General features: G+C 63.9%; 12 protein-coding genes. 10 read left to right on the top strand and 2 right to left on the bottom strand.

Annotated elements, in window-relative coordinates; genetic code table 11:
• Positions 1-115: 115 nt before the first annotated feature.
• Both S7S_RS13955 and S7S_RS13950 read right to left on the bottom strand, forming a co-directional pair.
• Entirely contained in the window at positions 116-1,024 is a 909-nt protein-coding gene (locus S7S_RS13955) for a response regulator transcription factor (RefSeq protein WP_008734066.1), read from the bottom strand.
• Positions 1,005-4,337, bottom strand: a complete 3,333-nt coding sequence (locus S7S_RS13950; RefSeq protein WP_008734069.1) for a hybrid sensor histidine kinase/response regulator — start codon at positions 4,335-4,337, stop codon at positions 1,005-1,007. The genes S7S_RS13955 and S7S_RS13950 overlap by 20 nt, the downstream gene beginning before the upstream one ends.
• A gap of 281 nt (positions 4,338-4,618) precedes the next feature.
• Between S7S_RS13950 and urtA the strand changes: the two genes are divergently transcribed.
• The 10 genes from urtA (at position 4,619) to S7S_RS13900 (ending at position 15,441) form a co-directional block, all read left to right on the top strand.
• The gene (gene urtA / locus S7S_RS13945; RefSeq protein WP_052269348.1) at positions 4,619-5,854 is read left to right on the top strand and encodes an urea ABC transporter substrate-binding protein; all 1,236 of its coding nucleotides are present in this window, start codon (positions 4,619-4,621) and stop codon (positions 5,852-5,854) included.
• Between the two features lie 67 nt (positions 5,855-5,921).
• Complete coding sequence (gene urtB / locus S7S_RS13940; RefSeq protein WP_008734073.1) at positions 5,922-6,848, top strand: urea ABC transporter permease subunit UrtB; 927 nt, start codon at positions 5,922-5,924, stop codon at positions 6,846-6,848.
• Between the two features lie 16 nt (positions 6,849-6,864).
• On the top strand, positions 6,865-7,998 hold the full coding sequence (gene urtC, locus S7S_RS13935) for an urea ABC transporter permease subunit UrtC (RefSeq protein ID WP_008734075.1): 1,134 nt from the start codon (positions 6,865-6,867) through the stop codon (positions 7,996-7,998).
• Positions 7,995-8,771, top strand: a complete 777-nt coding sequence (gene urtD / locus S7S_RS13930; protein WP_008734077.1) for an urea ABC transporter ATP-binding protein UrtD — start codon at positions 7,995-7,997, stop codon at positions 8,769-8,771. Before urtC ends, urtD begins: the two co-directional genes overlap by 4 nt.
• The gene (urtE, locus tag S7S_RS13925; RefSeq protein WP_008734079.1) at positions 8,764-9,453 is read left to right on the top strand and encodes an urea ABC transporter ATP-binding subunit UrtE; all 690 of its coding nucleotides are present in this window, start codon (positions 8,764-8,766) and stop codon (positions 9,451-9,453) included. Before urtD ends, urtE begins: the two co-directional genes overlap by 8 nt.
• Before the next feature lie 32 nt (positions 9,454-9,485).
• Positions 9,486-10,718, top strand: a complete 1,233-nt coding sequence (fmdA, locus tag S7S_RS13920) for a formamidase (RefSeq protein ID WP_008734081.1) — start codon at positions 9,486-9,488, stop codon at positions 10,716-10,718.
• 12 nt (positions 10,719-10,730) lie between these two features.
• Entirely contained in the window at positions 10,731-11,063 is a 333-nt protein-coding gene (locus S7S_RS13915) for a zinc ribbon domain-containing protein (protein ID WP_008734082.1), read from the top strand.
• Between the two features lie 201 nt (positions 11,064-11,264).
• The gene (locus S7S_RS13910; protein WP_008734083.1) at positions 11,265-13,430 is read left to right on the top strand and encodes a hypothetical protein; all 2,166 of its coding nucleotides are present in this window, start codon (positions 11,265-11,267) and stop codon (positions 13,428-13,430) included.
• A gap of 82 nt (positions 13,431-13,512) precedes the next feature.
• Positions 13,513-14,898: a UDP-N-acetylmuramate:L-alanyl-gamma-D-glutamyl-meso-diaminopimelate ligase gene (mpl, locus tag S7S_RS13905; protein WP_008734084.1), complete on the top strand. Its 1,386-nt coding sequence runs from the start codon at positions 13,513-13,515 to the stop codon at positions 14,896-14,898.
• Between the two features lie 99 nt (positions 14,899-14,997).
• Positions 14,998-15,441 carry a DUF2214 family protein gene (locus S7S_RS13900; protein WP_008734085.1) on the top strand — a complete coding sequence of 148 codons (444 nt, stop codon included), beginning with the start codon at positions 14,998-15,000 and terminating at the stop codon, positions 15,439-15,441.
• Positions 15,442-15,451: the final 10 nt, after the last annotated feature.

Below are 15,451 nucleotides of genomic sequence, written 5' to 3'. Positions count from 1 at the left end.
TCTGGGGCGGGGGAATACAGGGTCTGACGTCTGACGTCGGACGTCGGACGCAAAATCAGAGGGTGAGAAGCGGGGTTTTAAGCGTCAGACGTCCGACGTCAGACGTCCGACCCCTTCACGTCTGCGTCAGGTGACTGATCGCCATGGCCGCCGCCGAGGTCCGGTTCTCCACGCCCAGCTTGCGGAAGATCTGCTCCAGGTGCTTGTTCACGGTGCGCGGGCTGAGCGACAGGATCTCGCCGATTTCGCGGTTGGTCTTGCCCTGGGCGATCCACAACAGCACCTGCGCCTCGCGCTGCGTCAGGTGCAGGGCTTCGCGCAGCAGCGCCAGCTCGGCCTCGCCGTCACGCTGCAACAGCCGGAACAGGTATTCGCCCGGCGCCGGTGTGCCCAGAAAACGCAGCCGCAGGCCGGCATCGCCGAGGGCGCGTTGCTGGCCGCGTTCCGGCGGTTCGCTCAGCCAGTGCCGCAGGCTCTGGGCCATAAAGCCGGGATCGAACGGCTGGGCATGCAGCAATTGTTCGGCCTGCGGCGTGGCCCAGCGCAACGTGCCGTGACTGTCGGTGGCGAACATCAGTTGGCCGGCACGGTCCAGCGCGGTACGGGCGCTCTGGGTCAGGCGTGCGTTGGCCAGATGCACGCGGATACGCGCTACCAGCTCGTCCGGATGCACCGGCTTGGTCAGGTAATCGACGCCGCCGGCGTCGAAGCCGCGCAGGATATCGTCGGTGTCCGACAGGCCGGTCATGAAGATCACCGGGATCGGGTGCAGCGCCGGTTGCTGTTTCAGCTGGCGGCAGGTTTCAAAGCCGTCCATCTCAGGCATCACGGCATCCATCAGGATGATGTCCGGCACCATTTTGTCGGCGATCGACAGCGCCTGCCGGCCTTCCAGTGCCAGCAGGGCGGTCAGGCCGGCGTTGTCCAGCGCGTGGTGGATCATGCCCAGGGTGTCGGGGGAATCATCCACCACCAGCACCACGTCCCGGCGGGCCACGGGATGATCAGACAGAGGCGGTGTCATGGGGCTGCTCCAGTAGCTGGATGATACGGGCGAAATCACAGCGCCCGAGGGCGTCGGCCAGGGCCTGCGAGAGGGGCGCGGGGATCAGCGCCGTGTGCCGTGCCAGAGCCTGGCGCAGCGCGGCCAGATGGCCGATCTCGGCCAGCGCCACCAGTTCATCACGGACTGGCGCGGGCAAGGGGGTGCTGTCGAGGCGTGGCGGTGGCGTGGGCGTGTCGTCGTAGCGCCAGTTCAGGGTCAGGTGCCGGTCGAGCAGGGTGCGCAGGGCGCTGAGCCGGTACGGCTTCACCAGATAATCGTCGTGGGCGCTCTGGCTGCCGGGCAGGGCATGGCCACCGGCGTTCGCGGACACCATGATCACCGGGCCACGGTAACTCCCTTCGCGCAGCGCGGCCGCCACCTGCCAGCCGTCCATGCCGGGCATGGCGATGTCCAGCAACACCAGATGTGGCTGGCTCTGCAGCGCCATGGCAAGGCCGGTGGGGCCGTCCGGCGCCTCCAGGATATTGAAGCCGAGTGGCGTCAGCATATCGCTGATCAGGCCACGATGGGTCGGGTCGTCGTCAATCACCAGCAACGTGCGCGGTGCACCGTGATAGCCCACCGGGGCGAGGGCCAGGGTCGGGCTGGCGCGGTAGGGCAGGCTGGAGAGCATCAGCGACAGCCGGAATTCGCTGCCGTGGCCGGGCGTGCTCTGCACGTTCAGGTCGCCGCCCATGATCTCGGTCAGCAGCCGGGTGATGGTCAGGCCCAGGCCTGTGCCGTGGGTGGCTGGCGTGCCGGCCTTGCGCACGCGCTCGAACGGCAGAAAGATGCGCTCGATATCTTCCGGCGCGATACCGACGCCGGTGTCGCGGATGGTGAATTCCGCCACCTGGTTGCGATAGCGGAAGTGCAGCGCGACTTCGCCCTGGCGGGTGAACTTGATCGCATTGCTGAGCAGATTGATCAGGATCTGCCGCAGCCGTTTTTCGTCAGCGGTGACCAGCTCCGGCACGGGGGTGGTGCAGACAAAACGGAAGCCGATGCCTTTTTCGCTGGCCTGCAGCCGGAACATGCTGACCAGTTCGTCGATCAGCGCGTGAATGCGCACCTGATTGCGGTCCAGTTCCAGCCGGCCGGCTTCGATCTTGGAAATTTCCAGCAGCCCCTCGATCAGGTCGGCGAGGTGGCTGGTGGAGCGGCGGATCGCTGCCACGGCGTCATGCAGGTGCGCCGGCACGGCGGGATCGTGCTCCAGTAATTGCGCATAACCGAACGCGGCATTCAGTGGCGAGCGCAGTTCATGGCTGAGGCCGGTGAGGTAGCGGCTCTTGGCCTGGTTGGCCGCTTCAGCCTGTTCCTTGGCCTTTTGCAGCGCGCGGTCGGTTTTTTCGTGTGCGGCGATTTCATCCATCAGCATCGCCGTCTGCCGGCGGGATTCTTCCTGTGCCACCACGCGGCTCTCGTGTGCGAGCACGAACAGCCAGGCGATCACGCCACTGATGATCAACAGCACGGCGAACACCTTGGCCAGCGTGGCGGCCATCAGCGCCAGCACCTGCGCATCGGTGTTCGGTAACTGGTAGTAGATCAACGTCAGAATCACCGCGATCAGTGCCGTGATCAGCACCAGCAACCCGATAAAATGCCCCATGCGTGAACGCAGCATGGCCACGCCGCGTTCCGGCAGCCAGCGCGACAGCAGCGCCACGATCTGTTCCTGCGCGCGCGAGCCGGTCTTGCAGCTGTCGTTGCAGCGCGCATCCAGTGAACAGCACAGTGAACAGATATGGCCGTTATAGGCCGGGCAGAACGCCATGTCTTCGCGGTCAAAGGTGTGTTCGCAGATGCAGCAGCCGGCGCGCAACGGGATGCTGGCCGGTTGCCGGGCGATGTAGTAGCGGCCACGGGTGAGCAGCGCGATGGCGGGCGCTGCCAGGAAGGCCGTCAGCAGGGCAATAAAGGGCGCCAGCGCCTGGGCCAGTTGGCCGAACAGGCCGCCGCTGCTGAGCATGCCGGTCAGCGATGCCAGCAGCATGGCGCCAACGCCGACCGGGTTGATGTCGTACAGGTGCGCGCGGCGAAACTCGATATGTCTGGGTGACAGGCCGAGCGGTTTGTTGACCACCAGATCGCCCACCAGGGCGCCGATCCAGGCCACCGCCACCAGCGCATAGGTGCCGAGAATATCCTCGAACACCAGATAGATGCCGATCTCCATCAGCAGCAGTGCGATCAGCACATTGAACACCAGCCACACCACACGGCCGGGGTGGCTGTGCGTCAGCCGCGAGAAAAAATTCGACCAGGCGATGGAGCCGGCGTAGGCATTGGTGACATTGATCTTGAGCTGGCAGAGGATCACGAAAATGCCGGCCAGCGCCAGGCTGGCGGTCGGGTTCAGGTGCAGGTGGTTGAACGCGACGATGTACATGTGCGTCGGGTCGGCGGCGTCGGCGGGCGTCAGCCCGTAGTGCAGCGCCAGCACGGCAAGAAACGAACCGGCAGCGATTTTCAGCCCACCGACCACGGCCCAGCCGGGGCCGCCGGCCAGCAGGGCACCCCACCAGCGCAGCCGCTTGCCCGGTGTCTGCTCCGGCAGAAAACGCAGGAAATCGACCTGCTCGCCAATCTGCCCCACCAGGGCAAACAGCACCGCGCAGGCGGCGCCGAACAACAGGATATTGAACTGGCCGTCACCGTGGCCGGGGAAGCCGGTCCACTGCGCCACACTTTCCGGCTTCTGAAACAGAATGAACACGAACGGCACCAGTTGCAGCAGCAGCCACAGCGGCTGCGTCCACACCTGAAAACGGCTGATAAAGGTGATGCCGTGTGTCACCAGTGGAATCACCATCAGCGAGCTGACCAGATAACCGATCGACACCGGCAGGCCGAACAGTATCTGCAGCGCCATGGCCATGATGGCCGCTTCCAGCGCGAAAAAGATAAAGGTGAAGGAGGCGTAGATGAGTGAGGTGATGGTGGAGCCGAGGTAACCGAAGCCGGCGCCACGGGTAAGCAGGTCCACGTCGACACCGAAGCGTGCGGCGTAGTAACTGATCGGCAGCGCGAGCATGAAAATCAGGGCGCACACCGTGACGGTGGCGGCCATGGCGTTGGTAAAGCCATAGCTCAGGGTGATGGCGGCACCGATAGCCTCCAGCGCCAGGAACGAGATCGCGCCCAGCGCGGTCTGCGACACGCGCGCGGCGGACCAGCGCCGGGCCTGTTTGGCGGTAAAGCGCAGCGCATAGTCTTCCAGGGTCTGGTTGGCGACCCACTTATTGTAGTTGCGCCGCACCCGCATGATGCGCTGCTGGGCTGACATGGTGGCTGACCCCGTGTGATGCCGGTCCGTTCGGTCTGGATGGTCCTGGTGCTGCATGGCGCGATCTGCGTTCGAGTGTGCAGGTTCCTTAAGCAGTTTTCGTGCCGGCATTTCCCCCAAGGCAGGCTAGTCGCGGGCTGGCGGGGCGGGTATGCGTCAAATGACGTAGTTCTCTGGTGTGTTTCCCGAATGGGGTGGCGGGGCGGGTGCCCGGATACTGACCCTCGAGTATCCCGGAGCAGATGCCGGGGATCGGCCACCGCATGTATGAGGGAAACGAGATGAGCATCACGCACAACACGCCGCGTCGTTGGGGGCGCTGGCTGGCAATACCGGCCCTGGCGCTGGCCAGCACACTGAGCCAGGCTGCCGTGCCACCGACCTCCGAGGTCAACACCACCGGGCTTGCCGTCACCGACACCACGGTAAAAGTGGGCATCCTGCATTCCATCACCGGCACCATGGCGATCAGCGAAACCGGGTCGGTGCAGGCAGAGAAGCTCGCCATCGAGCAGATCAACGCCGCCGGGGGGGTGCTTGGCCGGCAGATCGAATACGTCCAGGAAGACGGCGCCAGCGACTGGCCGACCTTTGCCGAGAAATCCCGCAAGCTGCTGATCAACGACAAGGTGGCGGCCGTGTTCGGCTGCTGGACCTCGGCCTCGCGCAAGGCAGTGCTGCCGATCTTCGAACAGTACAACGGCATGCTGTACTACCCGACCTTCTATGAAGGGCTGGAGCAGTCGCCGAACGTGATCTACACCGGCCAGGAAGCGACCCAGCAGATCATCGCCGGCATCGACTGGGTGGTGCGCGAGAAGGGTGCCAAGAGCTTCTACCTGCTCGGTTCGGACTATATCTGGCCGCGTACCTCGAACAAGATCGCCCGCGCGCACATCGAGAGCCTGGGCCTGGAAGTGGTGGGCGAGGATTACTATCCGCTCGGTCACACCCAGTTCAACTCCGTCATCAACCGCATTCGCCTGAAAAAACCGGACGTGATCTACGCCATCGTGGTGGGCGGCTCCAACGTGGCCTTCTACCGCCAGTTGCAGGCGGCCGGGTTTGACCTGACCCGGGAAAGCCCGCTGCTGCTCACCATCTCCGTGACCGAGGACGAAATCCTCGGCATTGGTGGCCAGAACATCGAAGGTGCCTACGCGGCGATGAAATATTTCCAGAGCCTGGACAACCCGAACAACGAGGCCTTCGTGGAAGCCTTCAAGGAGCGCTGGGGCGATGACATCGTGATCGGCGACGTCACCCAGGCCGCCTACCTTGGTCCCTGGCTGTGGAAAGCCGCTGTCGAAAAAGCCGGTTCGTTCGATATCGACAAGATTCGCGAAGCGTCACCGGGCATTGAGCTGACCACGGCACCGGAAGGGTATGTCCGCATTCATGAAAACCATCACCTCTGGTCGAAAACCCGCGTCGGCCGCGCCATGGACAACGGTCAGTACGAAGTGGTGTTCGAAACCGACGAACTGATGGAGCCGGACCCGTTCCCGGACATGTAACGCACACACTCGGGGCTGGTGGCCGCGCGCGGCCACCAGCGGGATCGCAGTTGTTGGGAGCAGGCCGATGTTTGCAGACTATTCCGCCGCAGAACTGACATCGATTTTTGCGATGCAGGGTTTCGCCGGGTTATCGCTGTTTTCCGTATTCGTACTGATGGCTCTGGGGCTGGCCATCATCTTCGGCCAGATGGGCGTGATCAACATGGCCCATGGCGAATTCATGATTCTGGGTGCCTACGTGACCTGGCTGACGTCCGGGTTTTTCAGTAGCCATCTGCCGGGGTTGTTCGCGGTGTATTTTCCGGTGGCCATCCTGCTTGCCTTTGTCGCCTCGGCGTTGCTGGGCGGGGCGGTGGAATGGTTGCTGATCCGGCACCTGTACAAGCGGCCGCTGGACACGCTGCTGGCCACCTGGGGCCTGAGCCTGATCCTGCAACAGGCCTACCGCTCGATTTTCGGTGCGCGGGAAGTGGGCGTGCGCATGCCGGACTGGATGATGGGCTCCTACGCGATCACCGACATGATCGAAGTGCCGATCAACGGCCTGTTCGTAATGGGCATTTCACTGCTGACCGCGCTTGGTGTGTACCTGCTGATGTACCGCTCCTCCTGGGGACGCAAAGTGCGCGCGGTGGTGCAGAACCGGCCGATGGCGGGCGCCGTGGGCATCAACACACAGCAGGTGGACCGCGTCACCTTTGCGCTCGGCTGCGGCATCGCCGGCATCGCCGGCAGCGCCTTCACCATGATCGGTTCCACCGGGCCGACGGCGGGCCAGCTCTACATTGTCGACACCTTCCTGGTGGTGGTGTTCGGCGGTGCACAGAGCCTGCTGGGCACCATTGCCTCCGCGTTCACCATTTCGCAGGCGCAATCGACCATGGAATTTTTCCTCAGCGGGTCGATGGCCAAGGTGTACACGCTGCTGGTCGTGGTCGGCATCCTGATGGTGCGGCCGCAGGGGCTGTTTGCCAGCCGTATCAGGCATTGAGCGGGGGAGCCGTGTGATGACTGCATTGCGTAATCTGTTCTCCGGCCGCGAGGTGCTCTATTTCCTGCTGCTGGCGGTACTGCTGGTGGTGGTCCTGCCGCTGGCGCTGGATGCCTTCCGCCTGAACCTGACCGGCAAATACCTGACCTTCGCGTTCGTCGCCCTGGGGCTGGTGCTGTGCTGGGGCTACGGTGGCGTGCTCAGCCTGGGCCAGGGCGTGTTCTTCGGCCTGGGCGGCTACTGCATGGCGATGTTCCTGAAACTGGAAGCGTCGGACATGGCCAGCACCGCGCGCCAGACCACGCCGGGCATTCCGGATTTCATGGACTGGAACCAGGTCACCGAACTGCCGTGGTTCTGGGAGCCGTTCCACAGCCTGACGTTCACCATTGTGGCGGTGCTGGTGGTGCCGGCGCTGTTCGCCTTTGTGATCGGTTTTGCGATGTTCAAGCGCCGTGTCGGTGGTGTGTACTTCGCGATCATCACCCAGGCCATCGCCACCATTCTCACCATCCTGATCATCGGCCAGCAGGGCTATACCGGCGGCGCCAACGGCATGACGGACCTGCGCACACTGCTGGGCTGGGATATCCGCACGGACGACGCCAAACAGATCCTGTACTTCCTGTGTGTGTTCCTGCTGTTGCTGTGCCTGGTGCTGGCGCAACTGATCCTGCGCAGCAAGTTTGGCCGCATCCTGGTGGCCATGCGTGACCGGGAAGACCGTGTGCGGTTTTCCGGCTATGACGTGTCCGGTTTCAAGATTTTTGTGTTCTGCCTGGCCGGTGTCTTTTCGGCCATTGGCGGCGCGATGTTCACGCTCCAGGTCGGTTTCATGTCGCCGTCGTTTGTCGGCATCGTGCCGTCCATCGAGATGGTGATCTTCTGCGCCGTCGGCGGACGGCTGTCGCTGCTGGGTGCCGTGTATGGCGCGCTGATCGTCAACCTGGCCAAGACCAGTTTCTCGGAATCCTTCCCGGAGCTGTGGCTGTACGCCATGGGCGCGCTGTTTATCGCTGTAGTGCTGGCATTCCCGAATGGTCTGGCCGGCCTGTACAGCCGTTATCTGGAACCGCTGCTGGCCAGGGGCTGGGCGAGTGCGCGCAGCCGTGGTGCGGCCGTTACCCCCGCACAGGAGAAAATCTCATGAGCAATGCACAGGATTTTATTCTGGCGGTGGAAGGGCTGACGGTGTCGTTCGACGGTTTCAAGGCAGTGGATGACCTGTCGTTCTATGTCGACCCGCAGGAAATCCGCGTGATCATCGGCCCGAATGGTGCCGGCAAGACCACGGTGCTGGACCTGATCTGCGGCAAGACGCGCGCCACCGACGGCTCGATCAAGTTTCGCGGGCGGGAACTGACGCGCATGAGCGAGCACGCCATCGTGCACGCCGGTGTCGGGCGCAAGTTCCAGAATCCGTCGGTGTTTGAGGACCTGACGGTATTCGAGAACCTGGAGATTTCCTACCCGCGAGGCCGCTCTGTTTTCGGTGCGCTGCTGTTCCGTCGCGACAAGGCCGTGCTGGATGCCGTGCATGAAACCGCCGCCACGGTGTTTCTTTCCGATCATCTGGACCAGCCTGCGGGCCTGCTCAGCCATGGCCAGAAACAGTGGCTGGAGATCGGCATGTTGCTGATCCAGGACCCGGAGCTGCTGATGCTGGACGAGCCGGTGGCGGGCATGTCGGTGGCGGAGCGGCGGCAGACTGCCGAGCTGTTGCGCACCATTACCCGGCAACGTTCGGTGATCGTGATCGAGCATGACATGCAGTTCGTCGAGGACATTGCCCACCGCGTCACCGTGATGCACCAGGGCAGGATGCTGGCGGAGGGCTCGCTGGAGCATGTGAAGAATGACCCGCGCGTGGTGGAGGTCTATCTCGGCCACCGTGAGAGCCGCGAGGAGGCCGCTCATGCTTGATATCTCCGGGCTGTGCGTGAGTTATGGCGAAAGCCGCATCATCAACGACCTGAACATGCGCATTGGCGAGAACGAGATTGTTGCCATTGTGGGCCGCAACGGCATGGGCAAGACCACGCTGATGAAATCGCTGGTCGGCATGCACCCGTCCAGTGCCGGCAGTATCCGGCTTGGCGGGCAAGACCTGGCGCCGTTGCAGAGTTACCAGCGCGTGCGCGCCGGTATCGGCTTTGTGCCGCAGGGGCGGATGATCTTTTCCACCATGACGGTGCGCGAAAACATCGAGACCGGTCTGTCCGCCAGCGGCGAGAAACGCATTCCCGAGCACCTGTATGAGTTGTTTCCGGTGCTCAGGGACATGCGCAGCCGGCGCGGCGGCAACCTCTCCGGTGGCCAGCAACAGCAACTGGCGATCGCCCGCGCCCTGGCCGGCAAGCCGAAAGTGCTGTTGCTGGACGAACCCACCGAAGGCATCCAGCCGTCCATCATCCACGAACTCGCGCGCACGCTGCGTCGCATCCGGGATGAGCACGGCCTGTCCATCATTGTCTCCGAGCAGGTGCTCAGTTTTGTGCTCGACGTGGCGGACCGGGTGCTGGTGATGGAGAAAGGTGCGCTGGTGCACGAGGCCGAACGCGCGGCCATCGACGAACAGGTCATTGCCGGCTTCCTGTCGGTATGACCCTTTTCTTTTAAAGCGGAAGGAGAACTCTCATGGCGGAAACACTGATCAAGGTCGACCTGAACAAATCCCCGTACGACAACGACGGCGTGCACAACCGCTGGCATCCGGATATCCCGATGGCCGTGAAGGTCAAGCCCGGTGATGACTTTATCCTCGAATGCCACGACTGGACCGGCGGCCAGATCAAGAACGATGACAGCGCCGAGGATGTGCGAGACGTGGATCTTTCGCAGGTCCACTTTCTCACCGGGCCGGTGGGTGTCGAGGGCGCCGAGCCGGGCGATCTGCTGGTGGTGGATATTCTCGATATCGGCACTTTCGATGAGAGCCAGTGGGGTTTCAACGGTTTCTTCTCGAAACAGAACGGCGGCGGCTTTCTCACCGACCATTTTCCGGAAGCACAGAAATCCATCTGGGATTTCAACGGCATGTTCACCAGGTCGCGGCATATCCCCGGCGTCGAGTTTGCCGGCCTGATCCATCCCGGCCTGATTGGCTGCCTGCCATCGAAAGGCATGCTGGATGAATGGAATGCCCGCGAAAAGGAACTCTACGACACCGAGCCGGACCGTGTGCCGGGCCTGGCCAACCTGCCGTATGCCGATACCGCGCACCTGGGCAAGATGAGCAAGGACAAGGTGCCGGCAGCGGCGGCCGAAGCCGCACGTACCGTGCCGCCGCGCGAGCACGGTGGCAACTGCGACATCAAGGACTTGTCGCGCGGTTCGCAGGTGTATTTCCCGGTCTATGTCAAAGAGGCCGGCCTGTCGGTGGGTGATCTGCACTTCAGCCAGGGCGACGGCGAAATTACCTTCTGTGGCGCCATCGAAATGGCCGGCTGGATTCATCTGCGCGTGAACCTGATCAAGGGTGGCATGCAGAAGTACGGCATCAAGAACCCGATCTTCAAACCGAGCAAGATGGCGCCGAAGTACGACGACTACCTGATCTTCGAAGGTATCTCGGTGGATGAAGACGGCAAGCAGCATTATCTGGATGTGCATGTTGCCTATCGCCAGGCGTGCCTGAATGCCATCGAATACCTGACCAAGTTCGGTTACACCCGCGCGCAGGCCTACTCACTGCTCGGTTGTGCGCCGGTACAGGGGCATATCAGCGGCGTGGTGGATGTGCCGAATGCCTGCGCCACCCTGTGGCTGCCCACCGACATTTTCGAGTTCGATGTGAAGCCGAATGCCGACGGCCCGGTGAAACACGTCAAGGGCGGCGTCGATCTGCCGCTGGCGCCGGACAAGAAATAAGGGAGGCCCGCCATGCCACTTTACGACTACAAGTGCCCGCAGCACGGCCTGTTCCATGAACTGGTGGCAATGGACAATGCCGGCGAAAGCCACGCCTGCCCACACTGCGGCACACTGGCACCGCGTGTGCTGCTGGTGGCGCCGACGTTGCTGGACATGTCGCCGGTCAAACGCCAGGCCATTGAGCGCAATGAACGGGCGCGGCACGAGCCACGCCACGGCAATCAGGTGTCGGAGCATGAACACGGCTGCTGCCACCATGCCCGCCACAAACCGAAAGTGTTCTACACCGCCGAAGGCAACAAGATGTTCCCCTCCGCGCGCCCCTGGATGATCAGTCACTGAGGCGTCCCCGGCCCTTTTCCCCGAGGGGCCGGGTTTTCTTTCCCTGTCATGATCAGCCGGGCTGTGCATCAGTTCACGCTTTCCCCGTGTTGAGACGTTTTGCCAACTCGCTGAGACGCTTTGCCTAACGCCGCATGCCACAGGCATCCCACACTGTCGCGTTTTCGTGTGTCTTTTTTTTGGAAATGGGGGAATACAGCGATGGGAAATCGGCGATGGGCAGGGATTCTGCTGGCCAGCATGGCGCTGGGCGCCTGCGGCGGCGACGGTGGCAGTCATCGGGACGGCGGTGCGCCCGGGCCTGGTCCGGACACGCTGGCGTTGACGCTGCGGGTTTCTGACGGACAGGCGCCGGCTGAACGTCCGCTGACCGTGCGCGATCTCGGTACGGGGGCCCGTTATTCACTGACCACCGACGAACAGGGCGAAGCGCTGTTCGAGCAGGCGGTCACCGGCCCGCTGGTGATTGACGTGGCGGCCTTCGAAGACCGTGCGTCGATCACCGGGTTTGTCACGCACCCGGACCGGGTGGCCGGCTGGGTGATTTCACTGTCGCCGCTGGCGGAAGCGATTCATCTGGCGGCCATCGGACAGATGCTGGACAGCGCCCTGCTGACGGACGCCCTGGCGTTGCCGGGTGAGGCGTTGCCGGAAATGAGCGCGCAATGGTGGTTGTCCGCGGAGGCCGGTTCCGACGCCGCGCCGGCGCGGGTGCTGGATGCGCTGACGCCGGTGCTGGGCCGCACGGCGGCCCGCGCCTGCCAGACGCTGGAAACCGCCGATTGCCGCAACCCGCTGGCGGGACCGGACACGGAAGACTATCGCAACGAGCTGGACCTGATGATGGCGCCGCTGGATCTGGCCGGCGGCTACACGCTGGATGAGCAGGGCGTGGCGCAATTCGGTGCGCTGCCCCTGCCATTGTGGAGCGGCGACTATGCCCTGATCGCAGGAACCATGCGTGACACTGCGCCGCTGGTGCAGTGGGCGCTGCCGGCCTACTGGCACTGGACACTGCTCAATGAAGCTGACACCAATGCCTATATCCCGACGGATCTGTCGGGGGGGCTGCCGGTGCTGGGCGATTATCCCGAGAACATGCCGCAACTGAATGGTGACGCATTGCGCTCGCCGCAACAGGCCGGCGCCTTGCTGGCCGTGCTGCTGGCGCAATACGGCATCGAGGCGGACCCGGCCAGCGCGACCGTGACGCTGGACTGGCAAGGCCTCGGCCTGACAGGAACGCGACTGGCCGCAGAGATCAATGCCTCCCTGTCGTTGTGGGGGGGTGACCCGGTGGCGGGCACCTCGTCGCTGACACTGGAAGCCGTCGACGTGCCGGCTGGCCCGCGCGTGCTGTCGGGGCGGGTCTGGTTTGCAGAAGGTGCCGGCCCCTCGGATGTGGACGTGCTGAGCACCCTGCTGGAAGCGACAGCGATCCGTACCGATGATCAGGGCCTGTTTTCCCTCACCGTCAGCGGCCAGCCGCTGCTGGTGCGGGCACGCCGCAACGGCGAGACGCTGTATGCGCTGGTCGGTGCCAGCGAGTTCGACAGCTGGGTGAATATTTCGCCGCTGACCGATGCCGCCGCACGCTCGCTCGCCGCCGTGCACGGCGGTGGCACCTTGCCGGAGAGCTGGCTCACCGCGCTGCCGTCGCTGGTGGCCGGTTATTACGAGGACATCGGCCCGCTGGCGCGCCGCGTGACGGCGCAGGCCCATGCCGTGCTGGCCGGCACCGGGGTCGCGGACGATGTGCCGGTGCTGAGTACCACCAACCCGTTCTATGCGCAGCAGGGCACCTGTCCGGGCGAGACGGCGGATCAGTATTGCCAGCAGCAGATCCTGTCGGCGCTCGGCGCCTGTGCCGCACTGACCGGCGAACAGGCCGGCATGGATTGCGAGGGCGGTGTCATCAGTCTGGCAGATGACGTGGCCTATGACGCTGGGGCCTACATGGTCCAGACTCAGGCGATGCAGATCATCACCCGCGCCTGGCAGCCCTACACGGTGGTCGGTTACACCTTCCCCGACCAGCCACCGGGCCTGCCGTTGAGCAGTGTCGGCGACACTGTGCGCGTGCCCTTGTCACGCCAGGCGCTGATCGACACCGCGTTGGCGGCGATGGTGCAGATGAGCAGCTTCCAGTCCGATCCGCTGAGCCCCACCGACAGCCTGCGGCTGGACAATCCGTCGGCGTTCCGCAGCGACATGCAGGGCTTCGGCGACGATGCCTGGGTGGATCTGATGGTGTCGTCGGAAGACGGCGGCGAGGACCTGACCGGCAGTGTGCTGGATCAGAACAATGTGGAGTACGGCAGCTTCACCGCCACCTCCCTGTTCCTGGCCGCGCCACCGGCGTTCTGACCCGCGCCGCGCGCCGCGACAGCGCGCGGCGGCTCTGCGACAATGCCCCGCAGTGACTGACCACTGACGGGGCGTTTTCGTAATGCATATCCACGTGCTTGGTATCTGCGGCACCTTTATGGGCAGCCTGGCGCAACTGGCCCGCGCACAGGGCCACCGGGTCACCGGCTCGGACCAGAACGTGTACCCGCCGATGTCCGATCAGCTTGCTGCTGCGGGGATCGAGGTGCTGCAAGGGTATGACCCCGCGCACCTGGAACCGGCCCCGGATCTGGTGGTGATCGGCAACGCCATGAGCCGTGGCAACCCGGCGGTGGAATACGTGCTTGATCGCGGCCTGCGCTACACCTCCGGTCCGCAATGGCTGGCCGACGAAGTGTTGCAGGGCCGCTGGGTGGTGGGCGTTGCCGGCACCCACGGCAAGACCACCACCAGCAGCATGGTGGCCTGGATTCTCGAACACGCCGGGCTCAAGCCCGGTTTCCTGATCGGTGGTGTGCCCGGCAATTTCGGCGTCTCCGCGCGGCTGGGCGAGGCACCGTTCTTTGTTGTCGAGGCGGATGAATACGACACCGCGTTTTTCGACAAGCGCTCCAAGTTTGTTCATTACCGTCCGCGCACGGCCATCCTCAACAATCTCGAATTCGACCACGCCGATATTTTCCCTGATCTCGCCGCAATCCAGACCCAGTTTCATCATCTGCTGCGCACCGTGCCCGCCGCCGGGCGCGTGATTCTGCCGGACGGCGTGCCGGCGCTGGAGCAGGTGCTCGAACGCGGCTGCTGGGCGGATGTGGAACGCTTTGGTCCCGGCGCAAAAGCGGTGAATGTAGAGCTGCTGGCAGAAGACGGCTCCGCGTTTCGCGTGACGCCGTTCGGTTACCCGCCGGTGGTGGTGCAGTGGTCGCTGACCGGCCTGCACAACGTCTACAACGGCGTCGCGGCGTTGCTGGCGGCACGGCATTGCGGCGTGACACCGGTGGATGGCGCCCGCGCACTGGCGGCATTTCAGGGCGTGAAACGGCGCATGGAACTGGTCGGCAGCGTGCGCGGTGTGCAGGTGTTCGATGATTTTGCGCACCATCCCACGGCCATTGCCACCACGCTGGACGGCCTGCGCCGCCGTGTCGGCCAGGACAGGATCATCGCGGTGATCGAGCCACGCTCCAACACCATGCGCCTGGGCGCGCACCGTGCACGCCTGCCGGAATGTGTCGCGGCGGCGGACCAGGTGATCTGGTACCAGCCGGCGGGTATCGACTGGTCGCTACAGGATGTGGTGGCCGCCAGCCCCGTGCCGGCGCGCACGCTGGACAGCATTGATGCGGTCATCGCGCAACTGGTGGCAGAGTATGGCCAGGGGGATGCGCCGGCGCATATTGTTGTGATGAGTAACGGCGGGTTTGGTGGTATTCATGGAAAGCTGGTGGAGGCGTTGTTGAACGTGGGTCGGACGTCGGACGTCTGACGTCGGACGCCAAAAGCAAAGGCCTGCAAGCACGTTGTTTTGTCTTTAAAGCGTCCGACGTCCGACGTCAGACGTCAGACCCCAAAAAAAGGAGCCCCCATGCTCATCGCAGCACTCATCGCCGGCCTGCACTACCTCGGCATCATGACACTCGCCGCGACGCTGCTGCTGGAGCTGGTCACCCTGCGCGGCCAGATCACCCGTGAAGCGATCGAACGGCTGGCGCGCACCGACCTGATGTACGGCATGGCGGCGATCCTGGTGCTGGCCACGGGCCTGCTGCGCCTGACCGAAGCCTATGGCCGTGGCCCGGCGTTCTATATGCACAATGGCGTGTTCCATCTGAAAGTCACCTTGTTCGTGCTGGTGGGGATCATCTCCATCGCGCCGACCATGCGCTTTCTGCGCTGGCGCCGAACCATGCTGAAGGACAACACGCTGCCGGATGCCGGCGCGGTGGCGGGGACGCGCAAACTCGTCATGGCCGAGCTGCATATCCTGTTTCTGATTCCGTTCCTGGCCGCGCTGATGGTCAGAATCTGAAGGGGCCTGC

Origin of the sequence: Isoalcanivorax pacificus W11-5, from assembly GCF_000299335.2 — a bacterium.
In the GTDB taxonomy this organism is placed as follows: domain Bacteria; phylum Pseudomonadota; class Gammaproteobacteria; order Pseudomonadales; family Alcanivoracaceae; genus Isoalcanivorax; species Isoalcanivorax pacificus.
This window is presented reverse-complemented; position numbering and strand designations above follow the sequence as displayed.